This window comes from Enterobacter cloacae complex sp. IR5412, assembly GCF_049237385.1.
GTDB classification, from domain to species: Bacteria; Pseudomonadota; Gammaproteobacteria; order Enterobacterales; family Enterobacteriaceae; genus Enterobacter; species Enterobacter intestinihominis.
This window is the reverse complement of record NZ_JBMKHQ010000001.1, coordinates 126,675-145,583: the sequence shown is the minus strand read 5'-3', so window position 1 is coordinate 145,583 and position 18,909 is coordinate 126,675. Positions and strand designations below refer to the sequence as shown.

Sequence of the window (18,909 nt, the reverse complement as noted above, 5' to 3'; positions counted from 1 at the left end):
TGATGAAAGTTTGGCCTGTCAAACATAGCCCGTTACTGCGTCAGCCTGAGCGCTTTATCGCCAGGGATGAACTGAAATCGCTGATTCAAAAGGTGACGCATAATCTGGTCAATATCCACGACAAAACGGGCGAGTTTTTGCTGCGGCTGGACGACGGGCGCGTGATCGACACCAAAGGCTGGGCCGGATGGGAATGGACGCACGGCGTTGGTTTGTACGGTATCTGGCAGTATTACTGCCAGACCGGTGACGCAGGCATGCGCGAGATTATCGACAGCTGGTTTAATGACCGTTTCGCAGAAGGCGCAACCACCAAAAACGTGAATACCATGTCGCCGTTCCTGACACTGGCGTATCGCTACGAAGAGACCAAAAACCCGGCCTGGCTGCCGTGGCTGGAAAGCTGGGCGGAATGGGCGATGAAGGAGATGCCGCGCACCGAACATGGCGGCATGCAGCACATCACACTGGCGGAAGAGAACCATCAGCAGATGTGGGATGACACGCTGATGATGACGGTGCTGCCGCTGGCGAAAATCGGCAAGCTGCTTAACAAGCCGGAGTACGTCGAGGAGGCGATCTATCAGTTCCTGCTCCACGTACAGAACCTGATGGATCGTGAGACGGGGCTGTGGTTCCACGGCTGGAATTACGACGGCAATCACAACTTTGCCCGGGCCCGCTGGGCGCGCGGCAACAGCTGGCTGACCATCGTGATCCCGGATTTCCTCGAACTGGTGGATCTGCCAGAAAACAACGCCGTTCGTCGCTATCTGGTGCAGGTGCTAAATGCGCAGATCGCCGCACTGGCAAAATGTCAGGATGAGAGTGGATTGTGGCATACGCTGCTGGACGATCCTGATTCTTATCTGGAGGCGTCGGCCACGGCAGGGTTTGCCTACGGCATTCTGAAAGCCGTGCGCAAGCGGTATGTCGGCGCAGAGTATGCAGAGGTGGCGGAGAAAGCGATCTGCGGTATCGTGCAAAACATCTCGCAGGAAGGGGAACTGCTGCAAACGTCCTTCGGGACGGGGATGGGCAGCGATCTGGCGTTTTACCGCCAGATACCGCTGACCTCGATGCCGTATGGACAGGCAATGGCGATTCTGTGTCTGACGGAATATTTACGGAAATATTTTTAATACCTGAATAATAATCTCATTACTGCAAAGCCTCTTTTAGAAGAGGCTTTTTTTATAATGGCACCGGGAAAATACCTTACGCCATCAATATCAGACGTGTTATATATTGATGGGGTGAATACTAGGCTGGCAATACATTACGCTTAGTATTAAATCGTGATTTTCTTCACAAAACACAATCCGTATTTATCCTATTTTTTATCTGCGTTAAGATTCTTCTAATATTCATGCAAGGAGTGATGCAATGGAAAATACAATGGGCGGTATTATCGTTAACCCTGCTGTAAATATGCATGCCGATAAAATGTCTGATGAACATATCAATATGTTCGACACGGTTTTCAAGGATATTGATGGTGCGGGTTATTTCCCACTACTGTATGTCGGAAGCCAGCTTGTGGCTGGCCAGTTCCATACCTTTATTGCGCTTCGCCGTTTTATCCATGCGGAAGGCCCGGAAAAATCACTGGTTAAGGTGATTATTTTTCAAAGCCTGAATAATGACTTTGCCATTCATTCAATTTCTGAGTTTTAATGATTTTAACTACGGATGATTATTTAGACTGAAAAGGACATCATTATGTGGAAATCAGCGAAAAGGGATGAGTTTATCCCATTGGACGCGCCTGTAGCAGGTTATGAAATAGGTGTTCCTGGTATCAAAGGACCATCTCCATTGTTTATTATTTGCGCAAAAGTGAATGGTGGGATTCATCCGGGGAAATGGGTGTTCGGCAATACGGCATGGGTCCCATGGGGAGGAAGAGAGCACTTTTGTAATGAATTTGAAGTTTACGTGGGCGCTTTAAAATGGGTAGACGTTAAGGATAAACATTTCCCACCGAATATGGTTGAGGCGGGACATGAGGCCAATGGCACTAAGCTCTACGTTGCCCGTGCAAAATTCGATAACGGTCTCTTTGTGGGTAAAGCTGGAAGTCACCTCAGCAGAGGTTGCTGCATCGGCTATAACGGCAGAGAGTATGAATTAGATACCTTCCAGGTACTCGTTCACGACTGATGGCGTTCATTTATAAAAAAACCCGGCAACCGCCGGGTTTCTTTTTTACATACGTTCTATGGTTTCGATACCCAGAGTATCCAGACCCAGTTTCAGGGTCTTCGCCGTCAGCTGCGCCAGCTTCAGGCGGCTGTTACGCACCGCTTCGCTCTCGGCGGTCAGGATAGGGCAGTGTTCGTAGAAGCCAGAGAACAGACCGGCCAGATCGTAAAGGTAAGCACACATAACGTGCGGCGTACCGTCGCGCGCGACCACAGAGAGCGTCTCTTCGAACTGAAGCAGGCGGGCAGCCAGCTGTGCTTCACGGTCTTCGGTAAGGGTCACCGTGGCGTTCGCCAGCACGCTTTCGTCAATACTGGCTTTACGGAAGACGGAGAGTACGCGGGTGTAAGCGTACTGCATGTATGGCGCCGTGTTGCCTTCAAACGCCAGCATGTTGTCCCAGTCGAAGATATAGTCGGTGGTACGGTTCTTGGAGAGATCCGCGTATTTTACCGCACCGATCCCAACCGCGTTAGCCAGTTTCTCCAGCTCGTCAGCAGGCATATCCGGGTTCTTCTCGGCCACCAGGCGACGGGCGCGCTCCAGCGCTTCATCCAGCAGATCGGAGAGCTTCACGGTGCCGCCCGCACGGGTTTTGAACGGCTTACCGTCTTTACCCAGCATCATGCCGAACATGTGGTGTTCCAGCGGCACGGAATCCGGCACATAACCCGCTTTACGCACGATAGTCCACGCCTGCATCAGGTGCTGGTGCTGACGGGAGTCGATGTAATACAGCACGCGGTCCGCATGCAGGGTTTCGTAACGGTATTTCGCACAGGCGATATCGGTGGTGGTGTAGAGATAGCCGCCATCCTTTTTCTGGACGATCACGCCCATCGGTTCGCCTTCCTTGTTTTTATACTCATCAAGGAATACTACCGTTGCGCCTTCGCTTTCCACCGCCAGGTTTTTGGCTTTCAGGTCCGCCACAATGCCCGGCAGCATCGGGTTATACAGGCTTTCACCCATTACGTCGTCGCGGGTCAGGGTCACGTTCAGACGGTTATAGGTAAGCTGGTTCTGGGACATGGTGATGTCCACCAGCTTGCGCCACATCTCGAGGAAGTACGGATCGCCGCCTTGAAGTTTCACCACGTAGCTGCGCGCGCGCTCGGCAAAGGCTTCGTCTTCGTCGTAGTGTTTTTTGGCTTCACGGTAGAAACCTTCCAGGTCTGCCAGCGCCATTTCGCCTGCGTTTTCCTGCTGCTGTTTTTCCAGATATGCGATCAGCATACCGAACTGCGTGCCCCAGTCGCCTACGTGGTTAGCGCGGATCACCTTGTGACCGAGGAACTCCAGGGTACGCACGGCCGCATCACCGATAATGGTGGAGCGCAGGTGACCGACGTGCATCTCCTTCGCCACGTTTGGCGCGGAGTAGTCAACCACCACAGTCTGCGCTTCTGGCTGAGCCACGCCAAGACGGTCAGATTTCAGCGCCGCGTCAACGTGGCTTGCCAGGAACGCAGGCTCAAGGAAAATGTTGATAAAGCCCGGACCGGCGATTTCGGTTTTGCTGGCGATGCCGGTGAGATCCAGATGCGTCAGTACCTGCTCAGCGAGCTGTCGCGGCGGCATGCCCAGTTTTTTAGCCACTGCCATCACGCCATTAGCCTGATAGTCGCCAAACTGTACTTTCGCTGACTGACGAACCTGTGGTTCGCAATCCGCAGGCGCACCTGCGGCAATCAGTGCCTGACTGACTTTTTCTGAGAGAAGAGCCTGAATATTCACCTGGATACCTTACGTTTTTGATGCGGGTAAAAAACACCCACGCCAGTTTAAGAATTTAGGGCGGGAGTATACTGCAAATGGCCTCGGGCGTCAGCCCTGCGGGGGGCGAAGATCGCTCAGAATCCAGGCGAAGACGGTATGCATAATCATGCAGTCGAAAAAACCGTGATTATGCGGTTGGTCGACAGAGGGCAACAGAGTAAATTAGCGGCTTTGCGACACGAAACGAGACTGACCTATGGCGAACTGGCACACCATTGACGAACTGCATGATATTTCCGCAGATTTACCGCGCTTCACCCAGGCGTTCACAGAACTTGCGACCCGTCTCGGGCTGGATATCGCGCCGCTTGAGGCCGATCACATCTCTTTGCGCTGCCACCAGAATGCCACCGCAGAACGCTGGCGGCGTGGCTTTGAACAGTGCGGTGAACTGCTGTCAGAGAATATCATTAACGGTCGCCCGATTTGCCTGTTCAAACTTCACGCGCCGGTTACGGTGGCGCACTGGCAATTCACCGTTGTGGAACTGCCCTGGCCAGGAGAGAAGCGTTATCCGCACGAAGGCTGGGAGCATATCGAAATTGTTCTGCCTGGGGAGCCCGAGACGCTGAACGCCCGTGCGCTGGCGCTGCTTTCCGACGAGGGGTTAAGCCAGCCGGGTATTTTCGTCAAAACCAGCTCGCCAAAAGGTGAGCGCGAACGCTTACCGAACCCTACGCTTGCCGTAACGGACGGCAACGTGACGGTGAAATTCCATCCCTGGACTATTGAGCAGATCGTCGCCAGCGAAGCGTAAGCACTGTGAGCGTCGATCCAGACACGAATCGGGCAACGTGCCACGATGGTACGTTGAGTGAAATTTAAGGAGGATGACATGGCGCTGCTGGAAATTTGTTGTTACAGCGTGGAGTGTGCCGTCACTGCGCAACGGCAGGGGGCCGATCGCATCGAGCTTTGCGCGGCACCGAAAGAAGGGGGATTAACCCCGTCCTTTGGCGTGCTGAAATCAGCCCGTCAGGCCATCACCATTCCGGTGCACCCGATTATTCGCCCGCGCGGCGGTGATTTTTGTTATACGGCGGGTGAGTTCAGTGCCATGCTTGAGGATATCGCCCTCGTCCGTGATTCCGGTTTTCCGGGCCTGGTGATCGGTGTGCTGGACGAAGACGGAAACATCGATCTTTCGCGTATGCGCCAGGTCATGCGTGCAGCCCAGGGAATGGCGGTCACTTTTCATCGTGCGTTCGATATGTGTCAGGATCCGATACAAGCCTTTGATACGCTGGCAGAACTGGGCGTGGCGCGCGTTCTGACGTCAGGCCAGCAGCCCTCGGCTGAAAAAGGACTGAAATTAATTACGGAACTAAAAGCACATTCCGGTGTTCCAATAATCATGGCGGGCGCAGGAGTACGCGCCAGCAATCTGGAACTGTTTTTAAACGCAGGGGTGGAAGAGCTACACAGCTCGGCGGGTAAATGGATACCTTCACCCATGCGTTATCGCAATACAGGGTTGTCAATGTCGACGGATGCTGAAGCGGATGAGTACTCGCGCTACGGTGTGGATGGAGAGTCGGTTGCGGAAATGAAATCGCTGATTGAACGTCATCACGTGTAGCAACGTACCGATTTTTACCGCGCATCATGTCGCCCAATATGATGCTTGCTTGTACCAGGCCCCTGCAATTTCAACAGGGGCCTTTTTTTATTCTTGCCCCTCACCCTAACCCTCTCCCCACAGGGGAGAGGGGACTGCACGGTGCGGTCTTTTCACCCTCGCCCCTTTGGGGAGAGGGCCGGGGTGAGGGGATAAATACTACGGCTTCGTTGCAATCAGCACCGCACGCATCGGGGCCGGATAGCCTTCGATGGTTTTACTGTGATCGTCCGGGTCGAGGAACTGCTCCAGCGATTCGGTGATCATCCAGTCGGTGCGACGCTGTTCCTCAACCGACGTCACGCACACATCGGCGATGCGTACATCGACAAACCCACATTTCTCCAGCCAGTTCTTCAGCGCCAGCGCGGAAGGGATGAAGTAAACGTTGCGCATCTGCGCATAGCGATCGCCTGGCACCAGAACGGCATGTTCATCCCCTTCGATGACCAGCGTTTCCAGCACCAGCTCACCGCCGCTGACCAGCTGATCTTTCAGTTGCCAGAGATGCTCCAGCGGGGAACGACGGTGGTACAGCACGCCCATCGAGAACACGGTATCAAAGGCTTTCAGAGCAGGGAGTTGCTCGATACCCAGCGGCAGCAGGTGCGCGCGCTGGTCGTTACCCAGCAGCTTTCTCACCGCTTCAAACTGGCACAGGAACAGCTGCATCGGATCGATACCGACGGCCAGATGCGCGCCTGCGCCGATCATGCGCCACATGTGATAGCCGCTACCGCAGCCCACGTCCAGAATGGTGCGCCCGGTCAGGTCGGATAAATGCGGCAGAACGCGATCCCACTTCCAGTCTGAGCGCCATTCGGTATTGATGTTCACGCCGTACAGCGAGAACGGCCCTTTGCGCCACGGCATCAGGTTACGCATCAGCGTTTCGATGCGGTTGATCTGCCCGGCCGGGAGCGGCTCTTCGCTCTCCGCCGTCACGCTGTGCAGTAAATCCAGACGATGAGGCGTCAGTTCAGGCAGAAACTCCACGGCGTTGGACCACTGCTTCAACAGACCATGCTGCTGATCGCGCTGCCAGGTGGCAATTTGCGCAGGCAGGGTTTCCAGCCAGTGGGATAGGTGGTTTTTGGCAATCAGCTGATAGAAATTACCGAACTCGATCATGCTGCGTCTCCGGCTTTCAGCGCCACCAGAGAACCAAAGTTAAAGCACTGGAACCACAGTTCGCTGTGTTCAAATCCGGCTTTGCGCAGGCGCGCTTTGTGTGTTTCAACGGAATCCGTCAGCATGACGTTTTCAAGCATGCTGCGCTTCTGGCTGATCTCCAGCTCGCTGTAGCCGTTTGCACGCTTGAAATCATGGTGCATGTTGAACAGCAGTTCGCCCACGCTGGCGTCTTCAAAGCTGAATTTCTCAGACAACACCAGCGCGCCGCCCGGGTTCAGGCCCTGATAAATTTTATCCAGCAACCGCTGACGATCGTCCGGCACCAGGAACTGAAGGGTAAAGTTCAGGACCACCATCGAGGCGTTCTGGATGTCGATATCGCGGATATCGCCTTCCACCACCTCCACAGGCGTAGGGGCTTTATACGCGTCAATGTGGCGACGGCAGCGCTCAACCATGGCCGGTGAGTTATCGACAGCCACAATCTTGCAGCCTTTGTGATGAACGTTACGACGAATGGACAGCGTTGCCGCTCCCAGCGAACAGCCCAGGTCATAGACCTGCGTGCCGGGTTGAACAAAACGCTCCGCCAGCATGCCGATCATGGAGATGATATTGGAATAACCGGGAACAGAGCGCTGGATCATATCCGGGAAGACTTCGGCTACCCGTTCATCAAAGGTCCAGTCGCCCAGGCTGGCGATAGGCGCGGAAAAAAGCGTGTCGCGATCTGACATAACGTAAAAATCCGGGAAAAATAAAGGGGCATATTGTGCGCTAATGGAAGGAGAAAACCAACTCCCACGGCATATACCAAAGGTTAGCCAGCACCATCAGCAAAAGCGAGCACCAGGTCGCGCTCATGCCGGAACGACGCCAGCGGATCAGGCGGTGGTGAAAACCATAATAATGCATCAAACGACCTGCAATCAGCAGCAGCCCACAGACGTGCACCATCCAGGTTTCAGCGCCATCCATCTCCATTAACAGCAGTAAAATTAACGCGACGGGAATGTACTCGACCGCGTTGCCGTGGATCCGGATTGCGCTTTGCAGCTCAGAAAAGCCCCCGTCACCGTAGGAGACGCGGTACTGCATTCTCAGGCGCACAACATCAAATGAAAATTTAATCAGCAGTAATGCACCTAACACCGCGTACAGCGCGCTGACCATACTAACTCCCTGTTTTTGGCAGATGGCACGTCTCTATGATAGGGGGTGATTTCAGAAAAGAGAAGATTGTTGTGGGATGGACGGCGCGGGGCCAACCGACGGAACCGCCTGCTGCAAGGCCTGCCAGAGAGCATCGACCAGTTCAGGTGCCTGGGCAATATCCGGCGTATGTAAAAACAGGTACGGGGTGGTGGTTTGCTCCCATTTCGCGAGCGTTTGCAGCCAGACGGCGAACATCTCTTCATTCTGTTGCATGTTATCGCTGCCGATAAACCGCACCATCGGGTTCTGCGCGGTAACAATGGCGTGAACCGGTACTTTCGGTTTTTTGCGCTGGGCATCAACAACGGCTTCGCTGTGCGGGATTGCGCTGTGCACGGGGCGGCTGTCGAGGATCACGCGGTTGACCGATCGTTCATGCAGGCCGCGATTCAGCGCTTTCTCCGCGTCGCCTTTGGCAAAGAAATCTGGATGCCTCACCTCCACACCGTACGTGAAATCGTGGGGCAGGGCGTCGAGAAACTGCCAGAGGGCTTGTAGATCGCGCGGACCGAACGTGGCGGGAAGCTGGAGCCAGTACTGGCCAACACGGTTTGCCAGGGGCGACATCCGGGTGAAAAACTCGTGGGTTAAATCATCGCAGTTTCGCAGTGCGGCGTTGTGGGAGATGGTTGCCGGAAATTTGAAGCAAAAGCGGAAATCGTCGGTGGTTTGCTCGCGCCAGCGCTCGACGATCTCCGCGCGGGGCAAGGCGTACAGCGTGGTATTGCCCTCCACGCAGTTAAAGTGTCGGGCATACTCTTCAAGGCCAGTAATACCCAGGCGCACCCATTTCGGGTGCGACCACTGGGGCAAACCCACGTACATCATAGCGCGCTGAGGATCTCATCCGTGCTGCGCACGCGACCAATACGCGGGAAGATATGGGTCATGCTGCCCTGATGCTGATCCGCAGAGGCTGCGCTGCACGCATCTTCCGCTATCACCAGGTTAAAGCCCAGCTCCCAGGCGTTACGGGCGGTGGATTCCACACCGATGTTGGTGGAGATCCCGCACAGAATAATAGTGTCTATCCCGCGACGGCGCAGCTGGAGCTCCAGGTCAGTGCCATAGAATGCGCCCCACTGGCGTTTGGTGACTTCTACATCGCTGTCGCGTTTACCGAGTGAGACCGGGTACGTCCACCAGTTGTCCGGCAGCGCATGCGCCGGGGCCTGAGCATCAACTGGCTGCTTTAGCGCTTCGGCGAAATCAGTGGACCAGCCGACGCGCACCATGACGACAGGCGCACCGCTGGCCCGGCATTTTTCCGCCAGACGCGCAGCGCGGCTTACGACATCGTCAGCGGTGTGTGGACCACCGGCAAAAGGCAGGATCCCTTCCTGTAAATCAATGACCACAAGGGCGGTTTTGGTGGCATCAAGCGTTAACATTGTCACTCCAGTAAAATTAATTGCTTTTTTACACCTTACGACGGGATGGCCTGTTATCGGTCGGATAATTTTGTTAATTTTTGTGAGAATAGACAATAAGAGCACAGCAAACACGCGTCAGGCCGTGCTTCGCTCTTATCGTGCGGCAGAATTTCCAGTATAATAGCCGCCTTTTTTCATCCAGTTGTGACATACAGAAAGCTGCGACATCGTAGCCTGTAAGACAGGCGACAATCAGCCTGCGGCTAATTAAGGGATATCTCATGCGTACAGAATATTGCGGGCAGCTGCGTCAGTCCCACGTCGGGCAGCAGGTCACCCTGTGTGGTTGGGTCAATCGTCGTCGCGATCTTGGTAGCCTTATCTTTATTGATATGCGTGACCGCGAAGGTATCGTTCAGGTGTTCTTCGATCCGGATCGCGCTGATGCGTTGAAGCTGGCCTCTGAGCTGCGTAATGAGTTCTGCATTCAGGTGACGGGCACCGTGCGTGCGCGTGACGAGAAAAACATCAACGCCGACATGGCGACCGGTGCTATCGAAGTGCTGGCGTCCGATCTGGTGATTATCAATCGCGCAGAAGCGTTGCCGCTGGACTCCAACCACGTCAACACCGAAGAAGCGCGTCTTAAATACCGCTACCTGGATCTGCGTCGCCCGGAGATGGCTCAGCGCCTGAAAACCCGTGCGAAAATCACCAGCCTGGTGCGTCGCTTTATGGATGACCACGGTTTCCTCGATATCGAAACCCCGATGCTGACCAAAGCCACGCCGGAAGGCGCGCGCGACTACTTGGTGCCATCCCGCGTCCATAAGGGCAAATTCTACGCGCTGCCACAGTCACCACAGCTGTTCAAGCAGTTGCTGATGATGTCAGGCTTCGACCGCTACTATCAGATCGTGAAATGCTTCCGCGATGAAGATCTGCGTGCAGACCGTCAGCCAGAATTTACCCAGATCGATGTGGAAACCTCCTTCATGACCGCCGAGCAGGTGCGTGAGGTGATGGAAGCCCTGGTGCGTAGCCTGTGGAACGACGTAAAAGGCGTTGAGTTGGGCGATTTCCCAATCATGACCTTCGCGGAAGCCGAGCGTCGCTACGGCTCCGACAAACCAGACCTGCGTAACCCGATGGAGCTGGTGGACGTGGCAGACCTGGTGAAAGCCGTTGAGTTCGCGGTCTTTGCTGGTCCGGCTAACGATCCGAAAGGCCGCGTGGCTGCCCTGCGCGTACCGGGCGGTGCTGCGCTGAGCCGTAAGCAGATTGACGACTACGGCAACTTCATCAAGATCTACGGTGCGAAAGGTCTGGCCTATATTAAAGTAACCGAGCGTGCTAAAGGTCTGGAAGGCATTACCAGCCCTGTTGCGAAATTCCTGAATGCGGACATCGTGGAAGCTATTCTGGAGCGCACCGGCGCGCAGGACGGCGACATGATCTTCTTCGGCGCAGACAACAAGAAAGTCGTTGCGGATGCGATGGGCGCGCTGCGTCTGAAGCTCGGCAAAGACCTGAACCTGACCGATGAAAGCAAATGGGCGCCGCTGTGGGTGATCGACTTCCCGATGTTTGAAGACGACGGTGAAGGCGGCCTGACCGCGATGCACCACCCGTTCACCTCGCCAAAAGACATGACGGCGGCGGAACTGAAGGCTGCACCGGAAGATGCGGTAGCGAATGCCTACGATATGGTTATCAACGGCTACGAAGTGGGCGGCGGCTCCGTGCGTATTCACAGCGGTGAAATGCAGCAGACCGTGTTCGGCATTCTGGGCATTAACGAGCAGGAGCAGCGCGAGAAGTTTGGCTTCCTGCTGGACGCCCTGAAATACGGTACGCCTCCGCACGCGGGTCTGGCCTTTGGTCTTGACCGTCTGACCATGCTGCTGACCGGCACCGACAACATCCGTGATGTTATCGCCTTCCCGAAAACCACCGCAGCGGCGTGTCTGATGACTGAAGCGCCAAGCTTTGCCAACCCGGCCGCGCTGGCTGAGCTGGGCATTGAGGTGGTGAAGAAGGAAGAGAAAAACTGATATGGCATATAAGCGTCCCGTTTCGGTTCTGGTGGTCATTTATGCAGAAGACTCGAAGCGGGTGCTGATGTTGCAGCGGCGCGACGATCCTGATTTCTGGCAGTCGGTTACCGGCAGTCTGGAAGAGGGGGAGTCCGCGCCGCAGGCCGCCGCGCGTGAAGTAAAGGAAGAGGTCGCCATTGACGTTGCTCGCGAGCAACTGACCCTGAAGGACTGTCAGCGCACGGTGGAGTTTGAAATTTTTAGCCATTTACGTCATCGCTATGCACCGGGAATTGAGCGCAATACGGAATCGTGGTTCTGCCTTGCGCTTCCCCATGAGCGGGAGATCGTGTTCACGGAACACCTGACCTACCGCTGGGTGGATGCGGCGGATGCCGCCGCACTGACCAAGTCATGGAGCAACCGGCAGGCGATAGAAGAATTTGTAATTAACGCTGCCTGAGAAGGCGCGATTTTTGGAGAACTTTTTATGGCAGGTCATAGTAAGTGGGCCAACACCAAACACCGTAAAGCGGCACAGGATGCCAAACGCGGTAAAATCTTTACCAAAATCATTCGTGAGCTGGTAACAGCGGCGCGTCTGGGTGGCGGCGATCCGGCCTCTAACCCACGTCTGCGCGCGGCGGTGGATAAAGCCCTGTCCAACAACATGACGCGAGACACCCTGAACCGTGCAATCGCACGTGGCGTGGGCGGTGATGAAGACGCGAACATGGAAACCATCATTTATGAAGGTTACGGTCCTGGCGGTACGGCGGTGATGGTAGAGTGCTTGTCCGACAACCGTAACCGTACCGTTGCGGAAGTGCGCCACGCGTTCACCAAAACCGGTGGTAACCTGGGCACTGACGGTTCCGTTGCTTACCTGTTCAGCAAAAAAGGCGTCATCTCCTTCGAGAAAGGCGACGAAGATGCGATCATGGAAGCGGCGCTGGAAGCCGGTGCGGAAGACGTAGTGACCTACGACGACGGCGCTATCGATGTCTACACCGCATGGGAAGAGATGGGTGCCGTGCGCGATGCGCTGGAAGCGGCAGGTCTGAAAGCGGATAACGCTGAAGTGTCCATGATCCCTTCCACAAAAGCGGACATGGATGCAGAAACCGCACCGAAACTGCTGCGTCTGATCGACATGCTCGAAGACTGCGACGACGTGCAGGAAGTGTATCACAACGGTGAAATCTCTGATGAGGTTGCAGCGACTCTCTGATGAGAGCCTGTAAACCGTTTATGGGAGACGCGTGATGTCGATTATCCTCGGGATTGACCCCGGCTCACGCGTCACCGGTTATGGCGTTATCCGTCAGGTGGGACGCCAGCTAACCTACCTCGGCAGCGGCTGTATTCGTACCAAAGTGGACGATCTGCCGTCGCGCCTGAAGCTCATTTATGCGGGCGTGTCGGAGATCATCACCCAGTTTCAGCCGGACTTTTTCGCCATCGAGCAGGTCTTTATGGCGAAGAACGCTGACTCGGCGTTAAAGCTCGGGCAGGCGCGCGGCGTGGCGATAGTTGCCGCCGTGAACCAGGACCTGCCAGTGTTTGAATACGCGGCCCGTCAGGTTAAGCAGACGGTGGTGGGCATAGGTAGCGCGGAGAAAAGCCAGGTGCAGCACATGGTGCGTACCCTGCTGAAGCTCCCGGCGAACCCGCAGGCCGACGCCGCCGATGCGCTGGCCATTGCGATTACCCACTGCCACGTCAGCCAGAACGCGATGCAAATGAGCGAGTCGAGGCTCAATCTGGCGCGAGGCAGATTACGATAATGACAAATCAGGCTGGATGTTTATCCAGCCTTTTTTTATTATGTCGGCAGTTAATTTCATCCAGAACGCAGGAGCGTCACGTGATAGGCAGACTCAGAGGCATCATCATTGAAAAACAACCCCCGTTAGTGCTGCTGGAAGTGGGTGGCGTGGGCTATGAAGTCCATATGCCGATGACCTGCTTCTACGAGTTGCCGGAGGCGGGCAAAGAGGCGGTTGTCTTTACCCAGTTTGTGGTGCGTGAAGACGCTCAGCTGCTGTACGGATTCAATAACAAACAGGAACGCACCCTGTTCCGCGAATTAATTAAAACCAACGGCGTCGGGCCCAAGCTGGCGCTGGCGATTCTGTCCGGTATGTCAGCGCCACAGTTTGTGAATGCCGTTGAGCGCGAAGATCCGGCTGCGTTAATTAAACTTCCGGGCATCGGCAAGAAAACCGCCGAGCGCCTGATTGTCGAGATGAAGGACCGCTTTAAAGGTCTGCATGGCGATCTGTTCACTCCGGCAGCCGATCTGGTGCTGACTTCACCGGGCGGGCCAGCGACGGATGATGATGCCGAGCAGGAAGCGGTTGCCGCGCTGGTGGCGCTGGGCTATAAACCTCAGGAGGCCAGCCGTATGGTGAGTAAAGTTGCCAAACCGGATGCCAGCAGTGAAACTCTGATTCGTGAAGCGCTGCGCGCTGCATTGTGAGGTAAAGGATGATTGAAGCAGACCGCCTGGTATCGGCAGGCACCATTCAGCCAGATGACGTGGTGGATCGCGCGATCCGTCCCAAACTGCTGGATGAGTACATCGGCCAGCCGCAGGTTCGTTCTCAGATGGAGATTTTCATCCAGGCGGCAAAGCTGCGCGGCGATGCGCTCGATCACCTGTTGATTTTTGGTCCGCCGGGGTTAGGTAAAACCACTCTGGCGAATATCGTCGCCAACGAAATGGGCGTTAACCTGCGTACCACCTCCGGCCCGGTGCTGGAGAAAGCAGGGGACCTGGCGGCGATGCTGACCAACCTCGAACCGCATGACGTGCTGTTTATCGATGAAATCCACCGCCTGTCCCCGGTGGTGGAGGAAGTGCTCTATCCGGCGATGGAGGATTACCAGCTGGATATCATGATCGGCGAAGGCCCGGCCGCGCGCTCGATCAAAATCGATCTGCCACCGTTTACCCTGATTGGTGCCACGACCCGCGCCGGCTCGCTGACCTCACCGCTACGCGACCGTTTTGGTATCGTGCAGCGTCTGGAGTTTTATCAGGTGCCCGACCTTCAGCATATTGTGGGGCGCAGCGCGCGCTACATGGGGCTGGATATGAGCGAAGAGGGAGCGTTTGAAGTGGCGAAACGTTCCCGCGGTACGCCGCGTATCGCCAACCGCCTGCTGCGTCGCGTGCGTGATTTTGCCGAGGTGAAGCACGATGGCACCATTTCGGCTGACATTGCTGCGCAGGCGCTGGATATGCTGAACGTTGATGCCGAAGGCTTTGACTATATGGACCGTAAGCTGCTGCTGGCGGTGCTGGATAAGTTCTTTGGCGGGCCGGTGGGGCTGGATAACCTGGCGGCGGCAATTGGCGAAGAGCGTGAGACTATCGAGGACGTGCTGGAGCCGTATCTAATCCAGCAGGGCTTCTTACAGCGTACCCCGCGTGGTCGTATGGCGACGGTGCGGGCGTGGAATCATTTCGGCATTACGCCGCCCGCGATGCCGTAAGTAGCGATTAATGGTAGCCCCGGTAAGCGAAGCGCCACCGGGGACATGCTGACTACTGCGCGGTCTTTTTCATCATACTGAAAATAAACAACACCGCCGCGCACAATACCACCGACGGCCCTGCTGGCGTGTCATAGAACGCCGAGAAGGTTAAGCCGCCCGTCACCGCGATCATTCCGATAATCACCGCGATACCGGCCATTTGCTCCGGCGTACGCGCAAAACGACGCGCCGTGGCGGCAGGGATTATCAACAGCGACGTGATGATCAGCGCGCCAACAAATTTCATCGCCACCCCGATGGTTAACGCCGTCACCAGCATCAAGAGCAGCTTCACGCGCTGAAGCTTCACGCCGTCGACAAAGGCCAGATCGGGGCTGACGGTCATTGCCAGTAAATTCCGCCACTGCCACAGCAGGATCCCGAGCACCACCACCACGCCAATGGCAATGGAAATCAGATCTTCGGGCGTGACGGCCAGCAGATCGCCGAACAGATAAGCCATCAGGTCCACGCGGATGTTTGACATCAGGCTCACCACCACCAGGCCCAGCGACAGGGCGCTGTGCGCCATAATGCCGAGCAGGGTATCAATGGCCAGGTGAGGGCGTTTTTCCAGCCAGACCAGACCGGCGGCCAGCAGCAGCGTGACGACAATCACCGCATAAAACGGGTTTACGTCCAGCAACAAACCAAACGCGACACCCAGCAATGACGCATGGGCCAGCGTATCGCCGAAATAGGACATTCTGCGCCAGACGACAAACGAGCCGAGTGGACCCGCGGCGCAGGCAAGCATAATCCCGGCCAGCCAGCCGGGCAGTAACAGTTCAATCATGAGTGTCCATTTCCCCGACGCAGGACAATTCGTCCCTGTAAATCATGGCGGTGATTGTGATTATGGCGATAGATGCCCAGCTGTTCGGCGCCACGATGGCCAAACATGGAGATAAATTCGGGATGCATTGACACCACTTCCGGCGTGCCGGAACAACAGATGTGATGGTTCAGGCACAGCACTTCGTCGGTTTTGGCCATTACCAGATGCAGATCGTGGGAGACCATCAGCACCGCGCAGTTAAGCTCCCGACGGAGCTGGTCGATAAGATCGTACAGCGCAACCTGACCGTTGACGTCGACACCCTGCGTCGGCTCGTCCAGGACCAGCAGCTGAGGGCTGCTGAGCAGGGCGCGGGCAAGCAATACGCGCTGGGTTTCACCGCCCGACAGCTTTTGCAAAGGCGCCTCAACAAGATGTCCCGCCTGAACGCGTTTTAGCGCCGGTAGGATATCCGCTTTACGCGTACCGGGACGGATACGCAGGAAGCGGCTCACCGTCAGGGGCAGGGTGGCATCAAGATGTAATTTTTGCGGCACATAGCCGATACGCAATTTGTCCTCGCGGACGATAACACCTGCGTCAGGGGCTACCAGGCCTAATACGACGCGCACCAGCGTCGATTTGCCTGCACCGTTAGGGCCGAGCAGCGTGAGTATTTTGCCGGGCTTCAGATTCAGCGACACGTCAGAAAGGACGCGGCGCTGGCCGAATGAGACCGAAACATTTTCAAGAGAAACTAAAGTCGTCATGTCAATTTAAGCTTGCAGAAGTCATCGAATGTTATAATATCACATTCCACGCATTCATTACGATGATTAGTCGCATTATGTTACAGAAAAATACGCTTCTTTTCGCAGCTTTATCCGCTGCTCTTTGGGGGACAACAGCACAAGATGTTAACGCTGCCGTTGTCGCTTCGCTTAAACCACTTGGCTTTATCGCCGCTGCCATCGCCGACGGTGTGACGGACACAGAGGTTCTTCTGCCTGACGGGGCCTCCGAGCATGATTATTCTCTGCGTCCGTCTGATGTAAAACGCTTACAGAACGCGGACTTAGTCGTCTGGATTGGTCCTGAGATGGAAGCGTTCATGCAGAAATCCGCTAAACAGGTCCCTGCGGAGAAACAGGTGACGATTGGTGAGCTGTCCGCTGTGAAACCGTTGCTGATGAAAGGGGCTGAGGACGAGGGCGACGAACACGACCACGACCATGCTCATGGCGAAAAAGGTGACGACCATCACCATCACGGTGAATACAACATGCATCTCTGGCTCTCCCCAGAGATAGCGCGGCTTACAGCGGTTGCAATCCACGACAAATTAGTGGAACTTATGCCGCAAAGTCGAATCAAACTCGACGCCAACCTGAAGGATTTTGAGGCTCAATTAGCCGCAACCGACAAACAGGTGGGTAACGAGCTCGCACCGCTTAAAGGAAAAGGGTACTTCGTTTTTCATGATGCCTACGGGTATTACGAGAAACATTACGGTCTGACCCCATTGGGGCATTTTACCGTCAACCCTGAAATTCAGCCTGGTGCGCAGCGTTTACATGAAATCAGAACACAGTTGGTTGAGCAAAAAGCGACATGCGTTTTTGCTGAGCCACAGTTCAGGCCAGCGGTCGTAGAAGCCGTGGCCAGGGGAACATCCGTGCGCATGGGAACCCTTGACCCGCTAGGTACGAACATCCAGTTGAGCAAAGCGAGCTATTCGCAGTTCCTCAGCCAACTGGCGAATCAGTATGCGAGCTGCCTGAAAGGAGATTAACGAGGAAGTGAATACGTGCAACAGATAGCCCGCTCTGTCGCCCTGGCATTTAACAATCTGCCTCGACCCCACCGCGTTATGCTGGGGTCGCTTACAGTTCTCACGTTAGCGGTCGCCGTCTGGCGGCCCTATGTTTACCACCCGAGTTCTGCCCCTATTATTAAAACCATCGAACTGGAGAAGAGCGAGATCCGCTCTCTGCTGCCTGAGGCCAGCGAGCCTATCGATCAGGCCGCACAGGAAGATGAAGCTATTCCCCAGGATGAGCTGGATGACAAGATCCAGAATGAAACCGGCATTCATGAATATGTTGTTTCTACTGGCGATACGCTGAGCAGCGTCCTGAACCAGTACGGTATCGACATGGGCAACATTAGCCAGCTTGCCGCATCCGATAAAGAGCTGCGTAACCTGAAAATTGGTCAGCAGCTTTCCTGGACCTTAACGCCCGACGGCGATCTGCAACGTCTGACCTGGGAGATGTCCCGTCGCGAAACCCGCACCTACGATCGCACCGCAAACGGTTTCAAAATGACCAGTGAAATGCAGCAGGGCGACTGGGTTAACAGCGTGATGAAAGGGACCGTCGGCGGCAGCTTTGTTTCCAGTGCCCGCGATGCTGGCCTGACCAGCGCTGAAATCAGCTCGGTGATCAAAGCCATGCAGTGGCAGATGGATTTCCGCAAACTGAAAAAAGGCGATCAGTTCTCTGTCCTGATGTCCCGCGAAATGCTGGACGGTAAGCGCGAGCAGAGCCAGCTGGTGGGTGTTCGCTTGCGTTCAGACGGCAAAGACTACTACGCCATTCGCGCGGAAGACGGTAAGTTCTATGACCGCAGCGGTACGGGCCTGGCAAAAGGCTTCCTGCGTTTCCCAACGGCGAAACAGTTCCGCGTCTCCTCCAACTTTAACCCGCGTCGTCTGAACCCGGTAACGGGTCGCGTAGCGCCGCACCGTGGCGTTGACTTCGCCATGCCGCAGGGCACGCCAGTGCTGGCGGTAGGTGATGGTGAAGTGGTCATGGCGAAACGCAGTGGTGCTGCTGGCTACTACGTGGCTATTCGTCACGGTCGTACGTACACCACCCGCTACATGCACCTGCGTAAACTGCTGGTCAAACCGGGCCAGAAAGTGAAACGTGGCGATCGCATCGCGCTGTCCGGTAACACAGGCCGTTCGACGGGGCCGCACCTGCACTACGAAGTGTGGATCAACCAGCAGGCGGTTAACCCGCTGACGGCGAAACTGCCGCGCACCGAAGGGCTGACCGGGAAAGATCGCAAAGATTACCTGGCGCAGGTGAAAGAGGTGATGCCACAGCTGCGCTTCGACTAAGCTAACACCCTCAAAAATAAGCCGGCGTCAGTGTGCGCCGGCTTTTTCTTTTGTACGCGGACGGCTGCCTCGCTACACTATCTGAATATATTTTTGCGTCA

Annotated in this window: 21 protein-coding genes; 13 read left to right on the top strand and 8 right to left on the bottom strand. The window is 55.6% G+C overall.

Translation table 11 applies throughout. The annotated features are described in order from the left end of the window. Window positions 1-2 precede the first annotated feature (2 nt). The 3 genes from ACOTX2_RS00700 to ACOTX2_RS00690 all read left to right on the top strand — a co-directional run bounded on the left by ACOTX2_RS00700 (window position 3) and on the right by ACOTX2_RS00690 (window position 2,163). Entirely contained in the window at window positions 3-1,142 is a 1,140-nt protein-coding gene (locus tag ACOTX2_RS00700; RefSeq protein WP_063147840.1) for a glycoside hydrolase family 88/105 protein, read from the top strand. A gap of 244 nt (window positions 1,143-1,386) precedes the next feature. After that, window positions 1,387-1,677 (top strand): hypothetical protein, encoded by a 291-nt coding sequence (locus ACOTX2_RS00695; protein ID WP_022648496.1) that lies wholly within the window; start codon window positions 1,387-1,389, stop codon window positions 1,675-1,677. 45 nt (window positions 1,678-1,722) lie between these two features. Beyond that, complete coding sequence (locus tag ACOTX2_RS00690; RefSeq protein ID WP_063147777.1) at window positions 1,723-2,163, top strand: DUF3421 domain-containing protein; 441 nt, start codon at window positions 1,723-1,725, stop codon at window positions 2,161-2,163. Window positions 2,164-2,208: 45 nt separating this feature from the next. Here the strand turns inward: ACOTX2_RS00690 and argS are convergent, their stop codons facing one another. Beyond that, entirely contained in the window at window positions 2,209-3,942 is a 1,734-nt protein-coding gene (gene argS, locus ACOTX2_RS00685) for an arginine--tRNA ligase (RefSeq protein WP_048966691.1), read from the bottom strand. Between the two features lie 238 nt (window positions 3,943-4,180). Here argS and ACOTX2_RS00680 point away from each other — a divergent pair, with 238 nt between their 5' ends. Beyond that, entirely contained in the window at window positions 4,181-4,741 is a 561-nt protein-coding gene (locus ACOTX2_RS00680) for a VOC family protein (RefSeq protein WP_015570274.1), read from the top strand. Window positions 4,742-4,819: 78 nt separating this feature from the next. Continuing rightward, a complete protein-coding gene (gene cutC / locus ACOTX2_RS00675; protein WP_023300450.1) occupies window positions 4,820-5,563 on the top strand; it encodes a copper homeostasis protein CutC in 744 nt (247 codons plus the stop codon). A gap of 198 nt (window positions 5,564-5,761) precedes the next feature. Here the strand turns inward: cutC and cmoB are convergent, their stop codons facing one another. From cmoB to ACOTX2_RS00650, 5 genes are read right to left on the bottom strand one after another with little or no spacing between them, the layout of a single operon-like run. Next, entirely contained in the window at window positions 5,762-6,733 is a 972-nt protein-coding gene (gene cmoB / locus ACOTX2_RS00670) for a tRNA 5-methoxyuridine(34)/uridine 5-oxyacetic acid(34) synthase CmoB (protein ID WP_015570275.1), read from the bottom strand. Beyond that, on the bottom strand, window positions 6,730-7,473 hold the full coding sequence (gene cmoA, locus ACOTX2_RS00665) for a carboxy-S-adenosyl-L-methionine synthase CmoA (RefSeq protein ID WP_045345030.1): 744 nt from the start codon (window positions 7,471-7,473) through the stop codon (window positions 6,730-6,732). The genes cmoB and cmoA overlap by 4 nt, the downstream gene beginning before the upstream one ends. Before the next feature lie 40 nt (window positions 7,474-7,513). Continuing rightward, window positions 7,514-7,909, bottom strand: a complete 396-nt coding sequence (locus tag ACOTX2_RS00660) for an MAPEG family protein (RefSeq protein ID WP_003859737.1) — start codon at window positions 7,907-7,909, stop codon at window positions 7,514-7,516. Between the two features lie 51 nt (window positions 7,910-7,960). Then, on the bottom strand, window positions 7,961-8,779 hold the full coding sequence (locus ACOTX2_RS00655; protein ID WP_063199258.1) for a DUF72 domain-containing protein: 819 nt from the start codon (window positions 8,777-8,779) through the stop codon (window positions 7,961-7,963). Then, window positions 8,776-9,342: a hydrolase gene (locus tag ACOTX2_RS00650; RefSeq protein WP_023300447.1), complete on the bottom strand. Its 567-nt coding sequence runs from the start codon at window positions 9,340-9,342 to the stop codon at window positions 8,776-8,778. The genes ACOTX2_RS00655 and ACOTX2_RS00650 overlap by 4 nt, the downstream gene beginning before the upstream one ends. Window positions 9,343-9,605: 263 nt before the next feature. On the opposite strand from ACOTX2_RS00650, the gene aspS reads away from it, so the two are divergent. The 6 genes from aspS (at window position 9,606) to ruvB (ending at window position 14,861) form a co-directional block, all read left to right on the top strand. Then, window positions 9,606-11,378 carry an aspartate--tRNA ligase gene (gene aspS / locus ACOTX2_RS00645; RefSeq protein ID WP_023300446.1) on the top strand — a complete coding sequence of 591 codons (1,773 nt, stop codon included), beginning with the start codon at window positions 9,606-9,608 and terminating at the stop codon, window positions 11,376-11,378. A gap of 1 nt (window position 11,379) precedes the next feature. Further along, on the top strand, window positions 11,380-11,823 hold the full coding sequence (gene nudB / locus ACOTX2_RS00640) for a dihydroneopterin triphosphate diphosphatase (RefSeq protein WP_023300445.1): 444 nt from the start codon (window positions 11,380-11,382) through the stop codon (window positions 11,821-11,823). A 27-nt stretch (window positions 11,824-11,850) separates the two neighbouring features. Further along, on the top strand, window positions 11,851-12,591 hold the full coding sequence (locus ACOTX2_RS00635) for a YebC/PmpR family DNA-binding transcriptional regulator (protein WP_003859747.1): 741 nt from the start codon (window positions 11,851-11,853) through the stop codon (window positions 12,589-12,591). 34 nt (window positions 12,592-12,625) lie between these two features. Then, window positions 12,626-13,147 carry a crossover junction endodeoxyribonuclease RuvC gene (ruvC, locus tag ACOTX2_RS00630; RefSeq protein ID WP_014884319.1) on the top strand — a complete coding sequence of 174 codons (522 nt, stop codon included), beginning with the start codon at window positions 12,626-12,628 and terminating at the stop codon, window positions 13,145-13,147. An 80-nt stretch (window positions 13,148-13,227) separates the two neighbouring features. Next, window positions 13,228-13,842: a Holliday junction branch migration protein RuvA gene (gene ruvA / locus ACOTX2_RS00625; protein WP_022648487.1), complete on the top strand. Its 615-nt coding sequence runs from the start codon at window positions 13,228-13,230 to the stop codon at window positions 13,840-13,842. Between the two features lie 8 nt (window positions 13,843-13,850). After that, window positions 13,851-14,861 (top strand): Holliday junction branch migration DNA helicase RuvB, encoded by a 1,011-nt coding sequence (ruvB, locus tag ACOTX2_RS00620; protein ID WP_006811035.1) that lies wholly within the window; start codon window positions 13,851-13,853, stop codon window positions 14,859-14,861. A 52-nt stretch (window positions 14,862-14,913) separates the two neighbouring features. Here ruvB and znuB read toward each other — a convergent pair whose 3' ends face one another. Continuing rightward, window positions 14,914-15,699 (bottom strand): zinc ABC transporter permease subunit ZnuB, encoded by a 786-nt coding sequence (gene znuB / locus ACOTX2_RS00615; RefSeq protein ID WP_022648485.1) that lies wholly within the window; start codon window positions 15,697-15,699, stop codon window positions 14,914-14,916. Next, complete coding sequence (gene znuC / locus ACOTX2_RS00610; protein ID WP_063147804.1) at window positions 15,696-16,451, bottom strand: zinc ABC transporter ATP-binding protein ZnuC; 756 nt, start codon at window positions 16,449-16,451, stop codon at window positions 15,696-15,698. Before znuC ends, znuB begins: the two co-directional genes overlap by 4 nt. Before the next feature lie 77 nt (window positions 16,452-16,528). On the opposite strand from znuC, the gene znuA reads away from it, so the two are divergent. Together znuA and mepM are read left to right on the top strand one after the other, a co-directional pair. Next, entirely contained in the window at window positions 16,529-17,473 is a 945-nt protein-coding gene (znuA, locus tag ACOTX2_RS00605) for a zinc ABC transporter substrate-binding protein ZnuA (protein ID WP_032622452.1), read from the top strand. A gap of 15 nt (window positions 17,474-17,488) precedes the next feature. Continuing rightward, complete coding sequence (mepM, locus tag ACOTX2_RS00600) at window positions 17,489-18,808, top strand: murein DD-endopeptidase MepM (protein WP_022648483.1); 1,320 nt, start codon at window positions 17,489-17,491, stop codon at window positions 18,806-18,808. Window positions 18,809-18,909: the final 101 nt, after the last annotated feature.

Coding starts and splice junctions, on each gene's coding strand:
- aspS (WP_023300446.1), top strand. CDS start 9,606: ATGCGTACAGAATATTGCGGGCAGCTGCGTCAGTCCCACGTCGGGCAG.
- znuA (WP_032622452.1), top strand. CDS start 16,529: ATGTTACAGAAAAATACGCTTCTTTTCGCAGCTTTATCCGCTGCTCTT.
- znuB (WP_022648485.1), bottom strand. CDS start 15,699: ATGATTGAACTGTTACTGCCCGGCTGGCTGGCCGGGATTATGCTTGCC.
- ACOTX2_RS00690 (WP_063147777.1), top strand. CDS start 1,723: ATGTGGAAATCAGCGAAAAGGGATGAGTTTATCCCATTGGACGCGCCT.
- ACOTX2_RS00635 (WP_003859747.1), top strand. CDS start 11,851: ATGGCAGGTCATAGTAAGTGGGCCAACACCAAACACCGTAAAGCGGCA.
- cmoA (WP_045345030.1), bottom strand. CDS start 7,473: ATGTCAGATCGCGACACGCTTTTTTCCGCGCCTATCGCCAGCCTGGGC.
- ACOTX2_RS00660 (WP_003859737.1), bottom strand. CDS start 7,909: ATGGTCAGCGCGCTGTACGCGGTGTTAGGTGCATTACTGCTGATTAAA.
- ACOTX2_RS00655 (WP_063199258.1), bottom strand. CDS start 8,779: ATGATGTACGTGGGTTTGCCCCAGTGGTCGCACCCGAAATGGGTGCGC.
- ACOTX2_RS00700 (WP_063147840.1), top strand. CDS start 3: ATGAAAGTTTGGCCTGTCAAACATAGCCCGTTACTGCGTCAGCCTGAG.
- ACOTX2_RS00650 (WP_023300447.1), bottom strand. CDS start 9,342: ATGTTAACGCTTGATGCCACCAAAACCGCCCTTGTGGTCATTGATTTA.
- znuC (WP_063147804.1), bottom strand. CDS start 16,451: ATGACGACTTTAGTTTCTCTTGAAAATGTTTCGGTCTCATTCGGCCAG.
- ACOTX2_RS00680 (WP_015570274.1), top strand. CDS start 4,181: ATGGCGAACTGGCACACCATTGACGAACTGCATGATATTTCCGCAGAT.
- nudB (WP_023300445.1), top strand. CDS start 11,380: ATGGCATATAAGCGTCCCGTTTCGGTTCTGGTGGTCATTTATGCAGAA.
- cutC (WP_023300450.1), top strand. CDS start 4,820: ATGGCGCTGCTGGAAATTTGTTGTTACAGCGTGGAGTGTGCCGTCACT.
- cmoB (WP_015570275.1), bottom strand. CDS start 6,733: ATGATCGAGTTCGGTAATTTCTATCAGCTGATTGCCAAAAACCACCTA.
- ruvB (WP_006811035.1), top strand. CDS start 13,851: ATGATTGAAGCAGACCGCCTGGTATCGGCAGGCACCATTCAGCCAGAT.
- ACOTX2_RS00695 (WP_022648496.1), top strand. CDS start 1,387: ATGGAAAATACAATGGGCGGTATTATCGTTAACCCTGCTGTAAATATG.
- ruvC (WP_014884319.1), top strand. CDS start 12,626: ATGTCGATTATCCTCGGGATTGACCCCGGCTCACGCGTCACCGGTTAT.